The sequence below is a fragment of the Cedecea sp. genome, from assembly GCF_036500665.1.
Classification (GTDB): Bacteria; Pseudomonadota; Gammaproteobacteria; order Enterobacterales; family Enterobacteriaceae; genus Cedecea.
In genome coordinates this window covers 1-18,808 of record NZ_DASYBS010000098.1, presented here as the reverse complement: position 1 = coordinate 18,808, position 18,808 = coordinate 1, and the positions used below count along the sequence as shown (strand labels likewise).

General features: G+C 54.3%; 16 protein-coding genes. 9 read left to right on the top strand and 7 right to left on the bottom strand.

Features of this window, described 5'->3' with window-relative positions; genetic code table 11:
* Positions 1-271 precede the first annotated feature (271 nt).
* On the top strand, positions 272-616 hold the full coding sequence (locus VGM55_RS16350; RefSeq protein ID WP_154185905.1) for a hypothetical protein: 345 nt from the start codon (positions 272-274) through the stop codon (positions 614-616).
* A gap of 40 nt (positions 617-656) precedes the next feature.
* Here the strand turns inward: VGM55_RS16350 and VGM55_RS16345 are convergent, their stop codons facing one another.
* The 3 genes from VGM55_RS16345 to VGM55_RS16335 form a co-directional block, all read right to left on the bottom strand.
* Positions 657-1,472 carry a MetQ/NlpA family ABC transporter substrate-binding protein gene (locus VGM55_RS16345; RefSeq protein WP_154185903.1) on the bottom strand — a complete coding sequence of 272 codons (816 nt, stop codon included), beginning with the start codon at positions 1,470-1,472 and terminating at the stop codon, positions 657-659.
* Between the two features lie 95 nt (positions 1,473-1,567).
* A complete protein-coding gene (locus VGM55_RS16340) occupies positions 1,568-2,236 on the bottom strand; it encodes a methionine ABC transporter permease (RefSeq protein ID WP_154185901.1) in 669 nt (222 codons plus the stop codon).
* A complete protein-coding gene (locus VGM55_RS16335; RefSeq protein WP_154185899.1) occupies positions 2,229-3,251 on the bottom strand; it encodes a methionine ABC transporter ATP-binding protein in 1,023 nt (340 codons plus the stop codon). The genes VGM55_RS16340 and VGM55_RS16335 overlap by 8 nt, the downstream gene beginning before the upstream one ends.
* Before the next feature lie 452 nt (positions 3,252-3,703).
* Between VGM55_RS16335 and VGM55_RS16330 the strand changes: the two genes are divergently transcribed.
* Positions 3,704-5,392, top strand: a complete 1,689-nt coding sequence (locus VGM55_RS16330) for a sensor histidine kinase (RefSeq protein ID WP_331636042.1) — start codon at positions 3,704-3,706, stop codon at positions 5,390-5,392.
* The gene (btsR, locus tag VGM55_RS16325; RefSeq protein WP_331636041.1) at positions 5,386-6,105 is read left to right on the top strand and encodes a two-component system response regulator BtsR; all 720 of its coding nucleotides are present in this window, start codon (positions 5,386-5,388) and stop codon (positions 6,103-6,105) included. Before VGM55_RS16330 ends, btsR begins: the two co-directional genes overlap by 7 nt.
* Before the next feature lie 12 nt (positions 6,106-6,117).
* On the opposite strand, the gene yjiA is transcribed toward btsR, so the two are convergent.
* From yjiA to VGM55_RS16310, 3 genes are read right to left on the bottom strand one after another with little or no spacing between them, the layout of a single operon-like run.
* Positions 6,118-7,080, bottom strand: coding sequence for a GTPase (gene yjiA / locus VGM55_RS16320; RefSeq protein WP_331636040.1), 963 nt, complete (start codon positions 7,078-7,080; stop codon positions 6,118-6,120).
* Positions 7,081-7,093: 13 nt separating this feature from the next.
* Positions 7,094-7,297 carry a YbdD/YjiX family protein gene (locus tag VGM55_RS16315; protein WP_154185891.1) on the bottom strand — a complete coding sequence of 68 codons (204 nt, stop codon included), beginning with the start codon at positions 7,295-7,297 and terminating at the stop codon, positions 7,094-7,096.
* A gap of 56 nt (positions 7,298-7,353) precedes the next feature.
* On the bottom strand, positions 7,354-9,507 hold the full coding sequence (locus tag VGM55_RS16310) for a carbon starvation CstA family protein (protein WP_331636039.1): 2,154 nt from the start codon (positions 9,505-9,507) through the stop codon (positions 7,354-7,356).
* 433 nt (positions 9,508-9,940) lie between these two features.
* Between VGM55_RS16310 and cueP the strand changes: the two genes are divergently transcribed.
* Positions 9,941-10,489, top strand: coding sequence for a copper-binding periplasmic metallochaperone CueP (gene cueP / locus VGM55_RS16305; protein ID WP_331636061.1), 549 nt, complete (start codon positions 9,941-9,943; stop codon positions 10,487-10,489).
* Positions 10,490-10,532: 43 nt separating this feature from the next.
* Here cueP and VGM55_RS16300 read toward each other — a convergent pair whose 3' ends face one another.
* Entirely contained in the window at positions 10,533-11,096 is a 564-nt protein-coding gene (locus tag VGM55_RS16300) for a LuxR family transcriptional regulator (RefSeq protein ID WP_331636038.1), read from the bottom strand.
* 708 nt (positions 11,097-11,804) lie between these two features.
* Between VGM55_RS16300 and pgaA the strand changes: the two genes are divergently transcribed.
* From pgaA to VGM55_RS16275, 5 genes are all read left to right on the top strand, one after another.
* Entirely contained in the window at positions 11,805-14,249 is a 2,445-nt protein-coding gene (gene pgaA, locus VGM55_RS16295; protein ID WP_331636037.1) for a poly-beta-1,6 N-acetyl-D-glucosamine export porin PgaA, read from the top strand.
* A gap of 8 nt (positions 14,250-14,257) precedes the next feature.
* Positions 14,258-16,273, top strand: a complete 2,016-nt coding sequence (gene pgaB, locus VGM55_RS16290) for a poly-beta-1,6-N-acetyl-D-glucosamine N-deacetylase PgaB (RefSeq protein ID WP_331636036.1) — start codon at positions 14,258-14,260, stop codon at positions 16,271-16,273.
* Positions 16,266-17,594, top strand: a complete 1,329-nt coding sequence (gene pgaC, locus VGM55_RS16285; protein ID WP_331636035.1) for a poly-beta-1,6-N-acetyl-D-glucosamine synthase — start codon at positions 16,266-16,268, stop codon at positions 17,592-17,594. The genes pgaB and pgaC overlap by 8 nt, the downstream gene beginning before the upstream one ends.
* Positions 17,594-18,028, top strand: a complete 435-nt coding sequence (gene pgaD / locus VGM55_RS16280; protein WP_154185885.1) for a poly-beta-1,6-N-acetyl-D-glucosamine biosynthesis protein PgaD — start codon at positions 17,594-17,596, stop codon at positions 18,026-18,028. The genes pgaC and pgaD overlap by 1 nt, the downstream gene beginning before the upstream one ends.
* Positions 18,029-18,268: 240 nt before the next feature.
* Positions 18,269-18,706 (top strand): GNAT family N-acetyltransferase, encoded by a 438-nt coding sequence (locus tag VGM55_RS16275; protein ID WP_331636033.1) that lies wholly within the window; start codon positions 18,269-18,271, stop codon positions 18,704-18,706.
* The last annotated feature ends 102 nt before the right edge of the window (positions 18,707-18,808 follow it).

The following is an 18,808-nucleotide window of genomic DNA, read 5'->3' as shown; positions in this document are numbered from 1 at the left end:
TTATTCGCTGTTTGCTGAAGCGCTATCTTGCCTCTGCTGATAAATAAATTCGCTGATAAAATCCACAAAAACGCGGATCTTCGATGAAAGCTGCTTGCCGGAAGTCCAGACCATCTGTAAGTGACCGGGCTCCTTCAGGTCATTCCCCAGCAACGGCCAGTCCTGCAGCCTGGCGGAATTCACATAGCGGAAGCGAATTCCGTAATGCCCCTCCAGTTCACGAGGGGTTTGCGGCTCGCCGTGGCGGGCGCTGCTGGCAGAAGAAGCGACGTTGCACGGCGTCGTGCTGAAGGCGCCGATTCAGGGCAAAACGGCGATTATCGACATCCTCAGGGCGGCGATCCCGCTGTATGACTTCCAGCGTTTTACCTACCGGGATTACGTGAACGCGCGGTTTTTTATGGAGTCTAACCGCGCAAGCGTGGACGGCATGGCGGTGGAGTGCGCGGTGTGGGTGCATATTAACGAGCAGGGGCAGGCAGATTCGGTGATGGTTCACCACCATCCACTGCCGGCGGCGCTCTATTTTTCCCGGCGGATGTGGCAGCAGGTGGACGAGAAATATCGCGAGCTTTACCTCAGCCCGGATGAATATGCGGCGTTGACTCACGGATAAGAAGAAGAGGCGCATTGCGCCCCTCTTCTCTATTACAGGATTACTGGTTAACCGGCACAACGGCACCGTGATACTTCTCGTTGATCCAGTCCTGGATCGTTTTAGAGTGCAGGACTTTCACCAGCTCAACGATGTCATGCTTCTTCACGTCGGCGCTGTGCACGGTGATGATGTTGGCATACGGGTTACCTTCGGCACTTTCCACCGCAATCGGGTCTTTGATTGGGTTAAGGCCCGCATCAAGCGCATAGTTCGCGTTGATGACAACCGCATCACCTTCGTCATTGGCGTACATCTGTGGCAGCAGGGCGGCTTCAATATCGGCCTTGAATTGCAGGTGTTTTGGGTTAGTGGCGATATCGGTAATCCGCGCATTCACCGGCTTGATGCCCGGTTTCAGGGTGATGACGCCTTCGCGCTGGAAAATAGCCAGAATGCGGCCTTCTTCGGCAACGGAGTCGCGCATAATGACTTTGCCGTTTTGCGGCAACTCTTTCAGGCTTTTATATTTTTTCGAATAGATGCCGATCGGCTCAACGTGAATAGCACCGGCGCTGACGAAGTCATAGTTTTTATCACCTTTATGATCCTGCAACACGGAGTCCAGGTACGGCTGGTGCTGGAAATAGTTAGCGTCAATTTCACGCTCGGCCAGCGCGGTGTTAGGCAGGATATAGTCCTGGAAAGTTTTAATCTCCAGGTCGATACCTTCTTTCGCCAGAATAGGTTTTGCCTGCTCCAGAATTTCCGCATGCGGTACGTTAGATGCGCCAACAATCAGCTTTTCTGCCGCGTTGGCATTCAGGCTCAAGGCGGTTAAAGAAGCCAGTGCCAACATCATGAATTGTTTTTTCATTATCCCGTCCAGTAGTGATGAGTGATTAATAAAATATTGCCGTGTCACTCCGACAGGCAGGTAGCGCACCTGCCTGCCGAAAGATGAGGCGTCCGTTAACGCTTATCCAGCAGGTGGGTAATACGGTCGCCGATAAACTGAATAATAAAAACGATCGCCAGTATCATGGCGGTCGCCACTAAAGTGACGTCGTTATGGTTACGCTGGAAACCTTCCAGATAGGCGAGGTTGCCGAGGCCACCGGCGCCGATAACGCCCGCCATCGCGCTGTAGCTGACCAACGCAATGAGCGTCACCGTAATGCCGGAAACCAGCGCCGGAGAAGACTCGGGCAGCAGCACGCGGAAGATCAGGGTATGGATCTTTGCCCCCATTGAACGCGTGGCCTCAATCACGCCTTTATCTACCTCGCGCAGGGCAATCTCCACCAGTCGGGCATAGAAGGGCGCTGCGCCCACAATCAGCGCCGGCAGTGCCGCATTGGTGCCCAGAATGGTGCCGACCAGCGTTTTGGTAAACGGGATCAGCAGCACGATGAGGATAATAAAAGGGATCGAGCGGAAGACGTTCACCAGCACCGTGGCAACCGAATACACCAGGCGGTTCTGTAACAGCTGGCCGCGAGAAGTCAGGAACAACAGCACGCCAAGCGCGATACCCAACACCAATGTTGCCAGCCCGGACCAGGCCGTCATATACAGCGTTTCGCCGGTTGCGGCCCACAGTTTGTCGAGTTTTAAATGCGGAAAGAATTGCTCAATCATGTTGAATAACCTCTGTTTCTACCCGCTTTTGGTTCAGGTATTGCACAATATTGTCCAGTTGGCTGACATCATCGAAGTGGACATACAGCTCGCCAAACGTCCCGTCTACCGTCTGGGTGATTTTGCCGTGCAGGATATTCAGCGCGACGTTAAAGTGCTGAATGGCCTCGGCAATAACCGGTTGCTGTGCCTGGCCGCCGGGGAAAATAAGCTTCAGAATGCTGCCACTTAACCCCTTAACCCACTGCGGATTGAACGGCTCGTTCGCTTCGCCGTGGAGTGAAACCTGGCGGACAAAAGTCTGCGTAATCGGCTGTTGGGGATGGGTGAATACATCCAGCACCGCGCCTTCCTCAACGATTTTTCCGTTTTCCATCACCGCGACGCGCTGGCAAATCTTGCGCACGACGTGCATTTCGTGAGTGATCAGCACGATGGTCAATTTGAGCTGGCGATTAATGTCGAGCAGCAGGTCGAGGATGGCGTCGGTCGTTTGCGGATCTAACGCGGAGGTTGCCTCGTCGCACAGCAGAACGTCGGGGTTATTTGCCAGCGCACGGGCAATACCGACACGCTGTTTCTGACCGCCGCTGAGCTGGGAAGGGTAAGCATTTTCACGTCCTTCAAGGCCCACCAGCTTGACCAGGTCGTTGACGCGCTGCGTTATCTGGCGCTTATTTTTCCCGGCAATTTGCATTGGGAAGGCGATATTCTGGGCTACCGTACGCGACCACAACAAATTGAAATGCTGGAATACCATACTGACTTTTAAACGTGTCTGACGCAGCTGCTCGCCTTTTGCACGGGCAATGTCCTGACCGGCAACAAGAATAGAGCCGGAGGAGGGGGTTTCCAGCCCGTTTAATAGTCTGATTAATGTGCTTTTACCCGCGCCGCTATAGCCAATAATGCCGTAAACCTGGCCTCTTTCGACGTTGAGGCTAATATTATCTACGGCGGTAATATCGCCGTTTTTTCCGGCAAATACCTTCGACACGCCCGATAGAACGATCATTATTCTGTTTCCTTAACTGCTTAAAACTTCCGCACCGCGGCAGCATAATTCGCTGTTAATAGCCGCCAGTGCGTTTTGTTCTGCGAGCTTAATCGCCGTTGTTTGGCCGATACTACCTGCTAACGCCGCATGGCAGAAGAATATAAAAACATGAGTTATAGCATTCAGGTCTATACGAGAACCGGGGGTATGCGAGCCGTTGTTATTTCATTTTTCTTTAGCAAATAATCAGCGTTGTTTATATGTAATCTGGCTATTGGTTATTGCCTGTGAATTTGATTTTATTTATGACGGGGTTTTTGTTTTTTTATTTAATAAAGTCTTTTGGGGCATCTTTTTTTACTGAAAAATAAGAAATTTATGCGCCAAATGAACAAACCGTGAAGCACGCTCGGGAAATATATTGCCAGCTGCGCTATGTTGCCCGCGTTGTAAACGGAGAGTCTCTAAGCATGTATGAGTTCAATTTAGTGCTGCTGCTTTTGCAGCAAATGTGCGTGTTTCTGGTCATTGCCTGGCTGATGAGTAAAACCCGCCTGTTTATCCCGCTGATGCAGGTTACCGTGCGCCTGCCGCACAAGCTGCTGTGCTACATCACCTTCTCCGTTTTTTGTATTATGGGCACCTATTTCGGTCTGCATATTGAAGGGTCAATCGCCAATACGCGAGCGATAGGTGCCGTGATGGGCGGGCTGCTTGGCGGGCCATTGGTCGGTGGGCTGGTGGGCCTTACCGGTGGGCTTCACCGTTACTCGCTTGGCGGGATGACGGCGCTCAGCTGCATGATATCGACCATCGCCGAAGGGTTAATCGGTGGGCTGATCCACAGCTATTTAATCAAGCGCGGCCGGACCGATAAACTGTTCAGCCCGCTGATGGCCGGGGCGGTCACTTTTGTCGCTGAACTGGTGCAGATGCTGATTATTCTGCTGATCGCCAGACCCTTTAATGATGCACTCCACCTTGTCGGGAACATTGCAGCCCCGATGATGGTCACCAACACCCTTGGCGCGGCGATGTTTATGCGCATCCTGCTGGATAAGCGTGCCATGTTTGAGAAGTACACTTCGGCATTCTCCGCCACCGCCCTGAAAGTGGCTGCCTCGACGGAGGGGATCCTGCGCCAGGGGTTCAATGAAAAGAACAGTATGAAAGTCGCGCAGGTACTGCTCCAGGAGCTGGATATCAGCGCCGTCGCCATTACCGACCGGGAGAAGCTGCTGGCATTCACCGGCACGGGTGATGACCATCATCTGCCCGGCAAGCCGATTTCATCGGGCTATACCTGGCGGGCAATAGAGAATAACGAGGTTGTGTATGCCGACGGCAATGAGTTGCCTTACCGCTGTTCGCTGCACCCCAACTGTAAGCTAGGTTCGACGCTGGTTATTCCGCTGCGCGGTGAGAACCAGCGGGTGATCGGCACGATAAAACTCTATGAAGCCCGTAACCGGTTGTTCAGTTCGATTAACCGTACCCTTGGCGAAGGTATTGCCCAGCTGCTGTCGGCGCAAATCCTCGCCGGTAAATACGAGCAGCAGAAAGCGTTGCTGGCGCAGTCAGAGATCAAGCTGCTGCATGCTCAGGTGAATCCGCATTTCTTGTTTAACGCCCTGAATACGCTGAAGGGCGTGATCCGCCACGACAGCGATAAAGCCGGGCAGCTGGTGCAATATCTGTCGACCTTCTTCCGCAAAAATTTGAAGCGTCCGTCGGAAATCGTCACGCTCTCTGATGAAATTGAGCACGTTAATGCCTATCTACAAATCGAGCTGGCGCGATTCCCGTCGCAGCTGAAGGTAGAATTACAGGTTCCGGCGCGCTTTACCCACCAGCGTTTACCGGCTTTCACCCTGCAACCGATTGTGGAAAATGCGATTAAGCACGGGACTTCCCAGCTATTGGGGAGCGGCATTATCACTATCCGGGCCCGCAGTGAGGGGGATAATGTCTTTGTGGACGTCGAGGATAACGCCGGGTTGTACCGGCCAAAAATCAACAGTAATGGATTAGGTATGAATCTGGTAGACAAGCGCCTGCGTACGCGCTTTGGCGATGATTACGGTATTACAGTGAACTGCAGTCCTGACTGCTTCACCTGCGTCACGCTGCGTCTGCCCGTTGAGGAGTCTGCATGTTAAGAGTTCTGATTGTTGATGATGAGCCGCTGGCTCGTGAAAACCTGCGCATCCTGCTCCAGGATGAAAGCGACATTGACATTATTGGCGAGTGCGCCAACGTGATTGAGGCGATAGGGGCAGTACACAAATTACGCCCGGATATCCTGTTCCTTGATATTCAGATGCCGCGTATCAGTGGCCTGGAAATGGTGGGAATGCTCGATCAGCGGCACCGGCCCCGTATTGTGTTTCTCACCGCGTTTGATGAGTACGCGGTGCAGGCTTTTGAGGCGTGTGCGTTTGATTACCTGCTGAAGCCGATAGAGGCGCTGCGCCTGCAAAAAACGCTGGCCCGCCTGCGCCAGGAGCAGAAAGTGCAGGACATTTCGCAGCTGCCGGAAAACCAGCAACCGCTGAAGTTTATTCCCTGCAGCGGCCACAGCCGTATCTGGCTGCTGCAAATGGAAGAGGTAGCCTACGTTAGCAGCCGGATGAGCGGAGTGTATGTGACCAGCCGGGATGGCAAAGAGGGCTTTACCGAGCTGACGCTGCGCACGTTGGAAAGCCGTACGCCTTTACTGCGCTGCCACCGGCAATATCTGGTGAATATGAATTATCTGCAGGAGATCCGCCTGGAGGATAACAACCAGGCGGAGCTGTTGTTACGAGATGGCCGCACCGTACCGGTCAGTCGTCGCTATCTGAAATCGCTGAAAGAGGCGGTGGGGCTATGACCCACCGCGTAATCAGCCCTGCCGTAGCCCGGCAAAAGCATGTCGGATCTCCGCTTCCGGCAAGTCGATACCGATAAACACCAGCGTGCTGCCCGGCGTTTCATCCGCCTGCCACTCGCGGTCCCAGTCGGCGCTGTAAAGCCGCTGCACGCCCTGGAACAGCAGGCGGCACGGCTGCTCTTCAATCCATAACATCCCTTTGTAACGCAGCAGATTATCGGCAAAGCTGGAAAGCAGCGTTTCCATTACCGACGACACTGCCGACAGGGCGACCGGATAATCAAGCGTGACGACAATCGAAGACACCGGGTTTTGCTGCGGGGCTATGTGGTGGAAGCGCGGTTTGGCTATCACCACCTCTTCTCCCAGCATAAAGCCTCGGGTATCAAACAGCCGGGCCAGCTCAATGTCACCGTGTATCACCGGGTAAACCGGGGCACGCGCATTGATGCGTTGCAGGCGTTCGGTCAGTGCGCCGCAATCACCGGCCACATCGGTTTTGGTCAACAGGATGCGGTCTGCATAGCCAATTTGGGACTGAGCAAGCTGGAACTGATCCAGCTGCGACGTGGCGTGTACCGCATCCACCAGCGTAATGACGCCGTCGAGCAAGTAACGCTCGCAGATAATCTCATGGGAGAAAAACGCCTGCAGGATAGGGCCGGGATCCGCCATGCCGGTGCACTCAACGATCAGCCTGTCAAATTGCACCTCGCCTTTATCCAGGCTGTCGAGCAGATCCAGCAGCGCGTCTTCCAGCTCGCTCGAACGCGTACAACAGATGCAGCCGTTGCTTAAGGTGGTGATGCGGGTGGCGCGATCGCCAATCAACTGGCTGTCGATGGGGACTTCGCCAAATTCATTTTCTATAACGGCAATCTTTTCATCCTGCTGCTTATGCAGGATCTGCCGTAAAAGGGTGGTTTTCCCGGCACCGAGAAAACCCGTTAAAACAGTAACTGCAATCGGTGTCATAGCATCATTCCTGTTAACAGCAGCGCATTCCGCCTTTACCGTCTCCGCCGTAGCGTGCCTGCTGGCGTTCGCGGAAGAACTCTTTATACGTCATGGCAGGCTGGTCCGGGTGATTAGTCTGCATATGCAGGACGTAAGTGTCATAGTCCGGGATCCCAACCAGCATCCGTGCCGCCTGGCCGAGATACTTTTTCGCTGCGCCTAAGTTATCGAACATCCGTCGCTCCTTTTGTGATGAAAGCCCCGCGTGGGCGGGGCAGTCAGATGAAACGATCAGTGGCCGGACGAAATCTTAATGCCTTCTTTCGGCACCGGCTGGTAAGGCGTTTCTTTATCCGTAGGTTGGTCGGTCTTACGCGCTTCTCTCCATGCTTTAAAGCCGTAGAAGATAATACTGTAAACCACCACCAGGAACAGAATACTCAGGCCCGCGTTGGTGTAGTTGTTGACCACAATATGGTTCATATTGGCTATCTCTTGTGCCGTCAGGTCTGCACCGCCCGCGCTGATGCGCGCCTTATACTGGTTGGCCATGAAGAAGAAGCCTTCCATCTGCGGGTTGTTGCTGAACAACTTCAGGCCCAGCGCCCAGGTGGTACAGATAAGCAGCCAGACGGCCGGAACCACGGTTACCCAGATGTATTGGGTGCGCTTCATCTTCACCAGTACCACGGTCGCCAGCACTAACGCTACCGCCGCCAGCATTTGGTTGGAGATACCGAACAGCGGCCACAGGCTTTTGACGCCGCCCAGCGGATCGACCACGCCCTGGTACAGCAGGTAGCCCCACAGGCCCACGCAGCCTGCGGTGCCGATAATCCCGGCAACCAGTGAATCGGTCTTCTTCAGGAACGGAATAAAATTACCCAGCAGATCCTGCAGCATAAAGCGACCGGAACGGGTACCGGCGTCCAGCGCGGTCAGGATAAACAGCGCCTCAAACAAAATACCGAAGTGGTACCAGAAGCCCATGTCGGCCACCGGCACAATTCTGTGAAACACGTGCGCGATGCCGACCGCCAGGGTTGGCGCGCCACCGGCACGGTTCAGAACCGAAGGTTCCCCGATGTCTTTCGCCGTTTGCAGGATCTGCTCCGGGGAAATCACGAAGCCCCAGGAGCTAACGGTCGCCGCCGCCTGGGCGGTCACATCCTTCAGCTGCGCCAGAATCATCGGCGCGTTCTCGCCGCCCAGTTCATGCAGGTTTGGCATGGTGATGCCCAGACCCGCCGGTGGCGTATTCATGGCGAAATAGAGACCCGGCTCAATGATAGAGGCCGCGACCAGCGCCATCACCGCCACAAAGGACTCCATCAGCATCGCGCCGTAGCCTATAAAGCGCGCGTCGGTTTCACAGGCCAGAAGTTTTGGTGTCGTACCGGAAGCAATGAGCGCATGGAAGCCGGACACCGCGCCGCAGGCAATCGTAATAAACAGGAACGGGAATAGAGCACCTTTCCACAGTGGGCCGGTGCCGTCCACGTACTGAGTAATGGCCGGCATTTTCAGTTCAGGGTTCAGAATAACGATACCGATCGCCAGGCCAACGATGACCCCGATTTTCAGAAAGGTGGCCAGATAGTCACGCGGCGCGAGGATCAGCCATACCGGCAGCAGGGCGGACACGAAGGCATAGCCAATCAGGGTAAAGGTGATAGTGGTATCTTTAAAGGTCAGCGCAGGGCCCCAGTACGGGTCATGGGCAATCACGCCGCCGAAGTAAATCGAGGCGACCAGCAGAACAATACCAATAATGGACACTTCACCGACACGGCCAGGGCGAATAAAGCGCATGTAGATGCCCATAAACAGGGCAATGGGCACCGTTGAGCAGACGGTAAACACGCCCCACGGACTTTCCGCCAGCGCTTTCACCACGATCAACGCCAGCACGGCCAGGATAATAATCATGATCAAGAAGCAGCCGAACAGGGCAATGGTACCCGGCACCGGGCCCATTTCCTCTTTGATCATTTCGCCCAGCGAGGCACCGTTACGGCGAGAGGAGATAAACAGCACCATAAAGTCCTGCACCGCGCCGGCCAGCACGACGCCCGCTAATAGCCAGAGGACGCCGGGCAAATAGCCCATCTGTGCAGCCAGAACAGGGCCAACCAATGGCCCGGCACCGGCGATAGCCGCAAAGTGGTGACCAAACAGGACGTTGCGGTTGGTAGGAACATAATTCAGGCCGTCGTTATTAATGACCGCCGGGGTTGCTCGCGTTGGGTCGAGCTTCATCACCTTTTGGGCGATATAGAGACTGTAATAGCGGTAGGCCACTAAATAGACCGAGACCGACGCGACCACTATCCACAGGGCGCTGATATGTTCGCCGCGCCGCAGGGCAACAACGGCCAGACAGCAGGCCCCGATAATACCCAAAATCACCCAGGGTATATGTTTTAAGTATCTGTTTTTATTCATAAGTCATCCGTTTTTCAGACTGTCAACGTAATACCCGTCCCTGTATTCCTGAGTCTGCTGTTGGTAGAGAGAAGGGTAAAAATTTATGGCGGATATATCCTGGCGCGCTTTTCTGCCGAACGGGGGAAAGAGTGCTTTAGCGGTCATATGAAGAGATAAGCGGTTGCCGGGTGGGCTAAGCGGTTTAGCCCGAAGGCTAACCCACTGAAATTTGTGATTTAGATCTCACTGACCGGAAACCCAAAGCCTGCAGCAAGTCTGCATGGGCTGGGTTTCCGGTCAACGGACCGTGAATGTTTGATTAAAATCAATTAAACCATAATAAATACATTGCTTTACCTTTCTATACGTCCCGGGCTTTGACCTTCCCCCTGGGGGAAGGTGTACCTTTTCCGCCAGTGATTTCAGCACGCTTACTCTTAAAGGAAATATGATGAAAATGCGCATGATGACGGCGTTACTGGCTTTGACACTGAGTGGTTCTGCGCTGGCGACTACGCCGGAGGCCAATGCTTTTCTGGCGAAGCACGGGCTGGCGGGGAAAACCGTGGAGCAAATGGTTGAGGCTATTGACCAGTCTCCTCAGGCTCGCCCGCTGGGCTACAGCGCCGGGATCACCAGCCATGCGCTGGTGCTTTCTGAGGGGCAGCAGAAGTTTAGCTATCCGCTGGGGGACAAGTTCTACCTGTCGTTTGCGCCGTACCTTCAGCAAACGCACCCTTGCTTCAATCACAGCCTGTCCGGGTGCCAGGGAGAGCTGGCCAACACGCCTTTTGAGGTGACAATCACCGACAAGGTGGGCAAAGTCATTCTGAATAAAACGCTAACCAGCCATCAGAACGGCTTTGTCGGCGTGTGGTTACCGCGTAATACCGAAGGGACGGTCAGCGTAAGCTACAAGGGACGCACCGCGCAGTCGGCCTTTGCCACGTTCGACGACAGCCAGACCTGCATGACGACCCTGGCACTAAAACAGGCGTAATTTTTCTACGCGGCGGCAGGCCTGAGGGCAGCCGCCGCCTGAGCTAAGGGTAATCCTGCTCTGTGTGAGTAAAGATAAACAAGCAGGCTTCGTTAAAATTTGCCAGACCCAACCTCTCGTACAGTTCAGTCCGCCTGCGATACAGGCTTTTAAGCGAAGTATTCAGTTTTTCAGCCACGTTCTCCATCGGCAAGCCTTCCCTGAGCAGCTTCATCATCGTGCGCTCTTCGTTGCCGAGGCGCATTTCAAGAAACCACTCTCTGGCCTGGCGGTCGATATTCACCTTTTGCAGCAGCGAGAACAGAGCTTCAACATCCGGGTGCGGTATCGACATATCGAGGCTCCACTTTAGCCTCAGCGGAGAGAGCTCACTGTGGCGCATATCGAGAACGAGGCAGCAAACGGGTGTTCCCGCCCTCCCGGCACTGGTTATAATGTTTTCCCAAAGCACCAGCGGTAACCGGCTATCAACCAGTATGGCGTACCCTTCGTAGCCATAACTAAAGCTCCTTCTGTCGACCGAGCGCAGTTGTATGATGTCGGGGAAATAGCTTTTTATTCCCTGGTAAAGATAGTGATCCTGAGTGATCAAAATTGTCGCATTCACCGCAGCGTATCCCTTTAATATCACTTCAATCCAAAATGCATATCCATCGAAAACCAGGGGCATGCCTATGCACGGCATATTTCGACTATTTCATTGGAAATGAGCTAACTAACCTTTAGGTAAGTTAGACGTAATTAATGTTTGTCACTGCGTTAAATATTGAAGCGTTGGTTGTGTCCGTCTTTATTATCGGCGTGAAGAATTATAAATAAAAAGAAATAAGAAAAAAGGCAGTGGGATTAAAATTAGGATTCTTTGCCAGGAAACTTCCTGAATAACACAGGGAAATTCACCGTGCAATGCCAGGAATGACAATAAAAATAGCATATCCTCGCATTTGTTGTTTTTGTCTTTTCGATTTGAATCATGATGTTATGTGTCGGCCTCTTACGTTTGATAAATTATTAAAAAGCCGATGCGGAGTATTCTTAAAAGCATCTTTGCTGCCGCTCTGATGTATTCACAAAGTTATTGTTAGTGACTTATCATTTCTGTTGTCTGCTCTATTGTTCGATTGGTTGTATTTTGAGTTTTATCCTAAAGCTTAAGGCAAGTAACGGCGATAGATGAAGAATATCCATTGTAATAAAACCCGCTGAATAACAGAGGGGCATTTTACTGTGTAAGTTTTCTTCCGCTGATACTGATGCCCGGTATTCAAATGCGGTGGAAAGATCATGCTCATTCATAATGGAATAATAGATATTTATGGGACAACGGCTGAGTATCAACAAGTTAATCTTTTATCATGGCGCGAAACTCTCGCTATTTTTAGTCGTGCCAGGATTGCTCCCGCTTCAGGGGATGGGGGCGACATCGTTATATGACAGCCAGGTCTTGCAGGCTCGCAGCGGTAATTATCAGCCTTTGCTGGATGGGCTCAGGCTTGAGGAGCGGCGCAGGCCGCTTAATCCGGAGCAGGTGGCAGACTGGCTGCAGGTTGCTTCCTGGGCCGGGCATGATGATGAAGTGGTTAGCGTCTGGCAGCATTTTCAGGGGCGAGTTTCCATTCCGGCACGGGGCGTTGCCGCCGCCGCGCAGTCCTTGCGCAATCTGCGACGGTGGGCGTCGTCGCTTTCCCTCTGGGACGAGGCGCTACGGCTTTCACCCGGAAACGATGACTACCGTATGGGGAAAATTAAAACGCTGGCTGACGGGCGAAAAGAGTGGCAGGCGAGGGATGCAGCCCTGCGCCTGGTTAAAGAACATCTTAGCCCGGCGCATCTGCAGACGCTGTCTTATGTTTCTCTGCGACAGGGGAAGACATGGGATCAACTGCTGAGCGACACGCGGGCCCTCGCGCTTGTGCCGGAAGATAAAACCGCACGCCAGAACCTGATAACCAGCCTGACGCTGAACAGAGTCAGCACGCCCGCGCTTGCCCTGGCAGATGAGGTGGAACTTCCGGCTGCCGGGCGCAGAAAGCTGGAGGTCAACGCGGCGGCTGAAATGGTGCGTATTGCTGAAATCGCACCCGGTGAAGAAAAAGCGCGTTTTGCCCTCGCGCAGCAGGCATTAAACCGCTACGACGCGCTGTTTGCCAGCTGGCGTCATGACCCGCAGGCTCAGCCGGATCTTGCCCGAGCGAGGATTGACCGGCTTGGGGCGCTCTACGCCCACAGCGATTACCCGGGGGTCATCCGGGAATATGCATCCCTGACCTCAGAAGGTGTGAGCGTGCCTCCCTGGGCCTTACGCTGGGTCATTTCCGCTTACCTGGCAGAAAAGAAGGTGACGATAGCGCAGACCCTTTCTCAGCGGCTTTCCGGGGGCGCGGAGGATGAGAACAGTAAAGATGAGATGTTTTACGCTTTGCTGGACAGCGGCCAGTATGATGCCGCATGCCTGTATCTGCAAAAACGCGATCGGATCACGCCGTATCGCCGGTACGTGTCGGGTTTCCCTGCACCTCAGCCTAACGACCGCTGGCTGGAGGGGAAAACGCTTTCCCTTCAATACCTTTTATCGACCAATGCGCTGCCGGAGGCCGAGGCACTTTCCCACCATTTGGCCACTACGGCACCGGGCAATCAGGGGCTGCGTATAGCTTATGCGCGGATATTGCAGGCGCGTGGGTTGCCTCATGCCGCCGAGAGAGAGCTAAAGAAAGCAGAGGCGCTGGAACCGTCGAATCCTGAACTTGAGCGGCAGCAGGCATACACTGCCATGGCTCTCCATGAATGGCGGCAAATGGATCTGTTAACCGATGACGTGATGGCCAGATTGCCTTTGGATCTCAGCGCCCAGAGATTGAGCCGCGCCCGTGAGGTGCATCGTCTGTCTGAGCTGCGCATTAACGGCCTGCAGGGTATTCACGCCGACACGCCGGTCAGCGGCGCGCGCGACCTTAACTGGGATATGGCGATTTATGGCCCACCCGTGGCTGATGGCTGGCGGTTGTTCGGCGGGCATCGCTATAACAGCGGGCGGTTCGAGGAAGGAAAGGGTTCCAGTCGAAGCGTTTTCGGCGGTATTGAATGGCGCCCGCGCGATAGCCTGGCGGAGCTTGAGCTGTCGAACAACAACTTTAGCGGTAGTAATAAACTCGGGGCGCGCTTCTCTGCCTGGCATAGCTTCAGCGACCGCTGGAGAGTGGGGGGAGACGTTGAGCGCCTCGCTCAGGCCACGCCCTTAAGGGCGCTGCGTAATGGCGTGAGTGCAAACCAGGCCAATGTCTGGATCCGCTGGTATCAAAACGAACGCCGCGAATACCAGCTGACCACCGCGACCAGCGGGTTCTCAGACCATAACCACCGGCAGGAATATACCTTGCATGGCAAAGAGCGGCTCTGGCAGGCCCCGGGAGTAACGCTTGATCTCGCGCCCGGTCTTGCTTTTAGCACTAACAGCAAGACCGACACGGTTTACTACAGCCCGAAATGGGACTTCTCCGCCGTTCCGGCACTTTCCGCTAACCATATGATGTACCAGCACTATGACACCGTCTGGAGCCAGCAAATTACGGCGGGAGCAGGGCTTTACCGGCAGAAAAACTACGGCTCGGGCGCTATCACCTCGCTGGGATATGGCCAGCGTATCCAGTGGAACAACGTTCTTGATGCCGGGGCCATGTTGGGCTGGGAGAAACGGCCCTACGACGGTAAACGGGAAACCCATCTCGCCGTTGCTTTTGATGCGAATTTACGATTTTAAGGACAAGCATGTTGACCAACAGTTTTCGTATCGGCCCGATCGTTATCGGCTGGTTATTTACTCTTTCGGCCTGGGCCGCGCAGGAGATTCATTTTCTGCCGCCAAAAGAGCGGCCGGTACTTGAAGCCAACAAACCGTGGCCTAAGAACCACTTTTTGGTGCTGGCCTACCATGACGTCGAAGACAGCGACCCCGATCAGCGCTACCTGGCAGTACGCACCAGCGCGCTGAATGAGCAAATCAGCTGGCTGTTACATAACGGCTATCGCGCGGTAAGCGTGCAGGAGATTCTGGATGCCCATAGGGGCGGGAAGCTGCTGCCGCCCAGGGCGTTTTTGCTCACCTTCGATGATGGCTATAGCAGTTTTTATACCCGCGTCTGGCCGCTGCTCAAGGCTTACAATGTGCCCGCGCTCTGGGCGCCGGTAGGTAGCTGGGTCGACACGCCGGAAGGGAAAAAAGTGGACTTTGGCGGGCTGATGACGGCTCGGGACAAGTTTGCCACCTGGGATAGGGTACGTGAGCTAAGCCAATCCCCGCTGGTTGAAATTGGCTCGCACACCTGGGCATCTCACTACGGCGTTTTGGCGAATCCGCAGGGCAGCCGCGAGCCGGCCGTGGCCAACCGGGCGTGGAATAAACTCACCGGCCAGTATGAAAGCGACGAGCAGTTCACCCGCCGTATTGGCAACGACGTGCGTCAAATCAGCCGCAAAATCGAGCAGGTCAGCGGTAAGGCTCCGCGCGCCTGGGTCTGGCCGTATGGGGCGGCCAGCGGAACTTCGCTTAAGGTCATTAAAAATCAGGGGTACCAGATGGCGTTCACGCTGAATGATGGCCTGGCAGATGTTCGGGATCTGGATAATATTCCCCGTGTCCTGATTGCCGGTAACCCAACACTTAAGGCGTTTGTCAACATCGTGAGCTGCGTTCAGGAGCCCGATCCTGTAAGGGTGATGCATGTGGATCTGGACTATGTCTATGATCCGAACCCGGTGCAGCAGGCGAAGAATATTGATGCGCTGGTGCAGCGGGTATATGACATGAAAGTCAGCCATGTCTTTTTGCAAGCCTTCTCCGACCCGTTGGGTGACGGCAATATCAAGTCGCTCTATTTCCCCAACCGATGGCTGCCGATGCGCGCCGACCTGTTTAACTTCGTTGCCTGGCAATTACGCACTCGCGGTGACGTGAAAGTGTTTGCCTGGCTGCCGGTGCTCTCTTTTGACCTGAATGCCTCCCTTCCGCGGGTAGAACGTTGGGATACAGCAAGTGGCCGCGCACACCGGGCAAACAGCCCCTATCTGCGTCTTTCGCCGTGGAACCGACAGGTTCGCCAGCAGATAGTCGACATCTATGAAGATCTCTCCCGGCATGCGGTGTTCGACGGCATCCTGTTTCATGACGATGCGCTGCTGACTGACTTTGAGGATGCAGGCCCGGAGGCAATGGCCGCTTACCGGCAGGCGGGTTTCCGGGGCAGCATTGATGACATCCATCAAAACCAGGCCGAACTCCATAGCTGGACGCGATTTAAAAGCCAGACGCTGATTGATTTCACCCGCACGCTCACCGACGCGGTGCGGAATATCCGCGGCCCACAGATAAAAACCGCCCGCAACATCTTCGCGCTGCCGATTCTGGAGCCCGAGAGCGAAGCGTGGTTCGCCCAGAGCATTGATGATTTCCTTGCCGCCTACGACTGGACGGTGCCGATGGCGATGCCGCTGATGGAGTCGGTACCGGTGGAAGAGAGCAACGACTGGCTGGTGAGATTGATTCAGACCGTGGCGGCGAAACCCTCGGGGCTGAATAAAACCATTTTTGAGCTTCAGGCCAGGGACTGGAACCATAAAACGCAAAACGGCATTGCCGAAAAACAGCTGGTGGAGTGGATGCGACTCCTGCAGTTAAACGGGGTTAAGCATTACGGCTACTACCCGGACGACTTCATCAATAACCAACCTGAAATGTCCCGCATCAGGCCTGAAATATCCACTTCCTGGTACCCAAACAATGAGTGATCGCCTTATTTCTCTGCTGATTCTGTGTCTGGTATTTGGGTTGCCGCTCAGTATGGCGGCCGTCTTTACCGGGAAAATGCTGCTTGATTTTGTCTTTTTCTGGCCGCTGTTTATGTCGGTGCTGTGGATGACCGGTGGGCTTTATTTTTGGTTTCGGCTGGAGCGCCACTGGCCGTGGGGCAAGGACGCGCCACCGCCACAGTTGGTGGGCAACCCGCTTATTTCTATTTTGATCCCATGTTTTAACGAAGGTAAAAACGCACGGGAAACGGTAGAGGCCGCGTTGGATCAACGTTATGAAAACATCGAGGTCATCGCCATTAACGATGGTTCCCGGGACAACACCGCAGAGATCCTTAACCAGCTTGCACAGGAATATCCGAAGCTAAGGGTGATTCACCTCGCGGCGAACCAGGGCAAGGCCGTGGCCTTAAAAGCCGGTGCCGCCGCGGCGCGAGGTGATTTGCTGGTGTGTATTGATGGCGACGCGCTGCTGGAGCGAGATACGGCGGCGTATCTGGCCGCACCGCTGATCCAGCATCCCCACGTCGGGGCGGTCACCGGTAACCCACGTATCCGCACGCGATCCAACCTGATTGGCCGGATCCAGGTCGGGGAGTTTTCTTCCATTATCGGGCTGATTAAACGTACCCAACGCATCTATGGCCGGGTGTTTACCGTCTCCGGGGTGATTGCCGCGTTTCGCCGTCAGGCGCTGGCGGAAGTCGGCTACTGGAGCCCGGATATGATCACCGAAGATATAGACATCAGCTGGAAATTACAGCTCAGCCACTGGACCATTTTCTTCGAGCCGCGGGCGCTGTGCTGGATCCTGATGCCGGAGACGCTAAGAGGATTATGGAAGCAGCGCCTGCGCTGGGCGCAGGGTGGGGCAGAGGTTTTCCTGGTGAATATCCGCCGCCTGTTCCGCTGGGAACACCGCCGCATGTGGCCGCTGTTTATGGAGTATGTGTTATCAACGGTGTGGGCATTTGCCTATGCCATCACCGTTCTGTTGTTTATCGCCAGCCAGTCGTTCGCGCTTCCGGCCAATCTTGTCGTCCAGAGCCTGTTTCCCCCGGCCTTTACCGGCCTGATGCTGGGCGTAATGTGCCTGATGCAGTTCCTCGTCAGCCTGTTTATTGAACGACGCTATGAGAAGCGCATTGCCGGTTCGCTGTTCTGGATCATCTGGTTCCCGATGATGTACTGGATGATAGGCCTGCTAACCACCCTGGTTTCATTCCCTAAAGTGATGCTAAAACGCCGACGCGCCCGCGCGCGCTGGGTAAGCCCTGACCGTGGAAAAGGAAGAGTGTAATGAACGCCAACGCATTGATCTTGACCGAACGCCGGGTTGGCCCGCGCATCTTTGATGGCCTGCTAACCTGCGTCGCCTGGGCCGGTTTTATCTTCTTCGCCTATAAAAATCTGCTGCTACAGCTGGTGGCCTTTCCCGACCAGCGTGGGGAGGTGATTACCGGTTCGCTTAACACCGTGCTGATCTATTTGCTGATGGCGGCGATCAACGGCTGGCTACTTATTCTTTGGTACCAGTACAGTCTGCGCAGGCACAGCGCGCGCTACCACAGCAGCCAGGCACCGCTGCACGTTAACGAGCTGGCGCAAAGTTTTAACGTGCCGCCGCAGCTGATATCGGAGATGAGCCAGCATAATTTGCTGACGGTGTACCATGACCAGATAGGGCAGATTGTGGATCTGAAAAGCAGCCGGGCGGAGAGCGAGCGGGCGTAGCCTGTTGCTTAGCGCCGCTGTGCTAAACGGCGGCGCTATATTCCAGGTGCTTTTTACCGGGGAAGGGGGAGCTTAATTCGAAGGTCTGTTTTGTGCCAGGAGCGGACATCATGACCCCACTTTATGTTCATCAACATGTTCCAGCCTGGCTTCAGAAGTGAATTATATTGACACTCAGGCGTCGCAGCGCTACTTATCTTTTCCATATTTTCTTCAGGTTCTATCGCTAAGGGGTAAAGGATGATCTCGTTTCGCTCAATGACTGCAGAAGAGTATCCGGCGTTTCTTCAATATTTTATTTCTGATTATGCTGATGAGATCGGGTCAAACTATGGGCTTTCCCCTACTGATTCTCTTGTAAAAGCGAATAAGGAAATATCGGAAGCGCTAACGGAGGGGGTCAATACTCCAGGACAAGTGTTACTGTGTATTTCTGAGCAGTCAGATCACACTGCCAGGCATATAGGTTATCTCTGGTATAAACCAGACTCCGCTATGGGGACTGTTTTTATTTATGATTTTCATATATTCAACGCCTGCCAGGGACGAGGGCTAGGTAAACAGTCTCTTCGTGATTTTGAAGCGTATCTGCGTGAAAAGGGTTTCAAAGAGATCAGACTGCGTGTTGCTGGCGATAATGGTAAACGCGCGGTGAACTCACCTTGCGCTATCAGGTAAGTTCGGCTTTCTGTTTCCCGGGAGAGTAACTGAAGGGATTACTGGCATACGGTAACAACTCATCCAGCCTGCTGTTCGGCCACGATGGTAGCCGCGTCAGCA

What these genes read in the sequence shown, in the direction of transcription:
- VGM55_RS16345 (WP_154185903.1), bottom strand. Translation starts at nt 1,472, where the DNA reads ATGAAAAAACAATTCATGATGTTGGCACTGGCTTCTTTAACCGCCTTG.
- VGM55_RS16340 (WP_154185901.1), bottom strand. Translation starts at nt 2,236, where the DNA reads ATGATTGAGCAATTCTTTCCGCATTTAAAACTCGACAAACTGTGGGCC.
- VGM55_RS16335 (WP_154185899.1), bottom strand. Translation starts at nt 3,251, where the DNA reads ATGATCGTTCTATCGGGCGTGTCGAAGGTATTTGCCGGAAAAAACGGC.
- VGM55_RS16330 (WP_331636042.1), top strand. Translation starts at nt 3,704, where the DNA reads ATGTATGAGTTCAATTTAGTGCTGCTGCTTTTGCAGCAAATGTGCGTG.
- btsR (WP_331636041.1), top strand. Translation starts at nt 5,386, where the DNA reads ATGTTAAGAGTTCTGATTGTTGATGATGAGCCGCTGGCTCGTGAAAAC.
- yjiA (WP_331636040.1), bottom strand. Translation starts at nt 7,080, where the DNA reads ATGACACCGATTGCAGTTACTGTTTTAACGGGTTTTCTCGGTGCCGGG.
- VGM55_RS16315 (WP_154185891.1), bottom strand. Translation starts at nt 7,297, where the DNA reads ATGTTCGATAACTTAGGCGCAGCGAAAAAGTATCTCGGCCAGGCGGCA.
- VGM55_RS16310 (WP_331636039.1), bottom strand. Translation starts at nt 9,507, where the DNA reads ATGAATAAAAACAGATACTTAAAACATATACCCTGGGTGATTTTGGGT.
- cueP (WP_331636061.1), top strand. Translation starts at nt 9,941, where the DNA reads ATGAAAATGCGCATGATGACGGCGTTACTGGCTTTGACACTGAGTGGT.
- pgaA (WP_331636037.1), top strand. Translation starts at nt 11,805, where the DNA reads ATGGGACAACGGCTGAGTATCAACAAGTTAATCTTTTATCATGGCGCG.
- pgaB (WP_331636036.1), top strand. Translation starts at nt 14,258, where the DNA reads ATGTTGACCAACAGTTTTCGTATCGGCCCGATCGTTATCGGCTGGTTA.
- pgaC (WP_331636035.1), top strand. Translation starts at nt 16,266, where the DNA reads ATGAGTGATCGCCTTATTTCTCTGCTGATTCTGTGTCTGGTATTTGGG.
- pgaD (WP_154185885.1), top strand. Translation starts at nt 17,594, where the DNA reads ATGAACGCCAACGCATTGATCTTGACCGAACGCCGGGTTGGCCCGCGC.
- VGM55_RS16275 (WP_331636033.1), top strand. Translation starts at nt 18,269, where the DNA reads ATGATCTCGTTTCGCTCAATGACTGCAGAAGAGTATCCGGCGTTTCTT.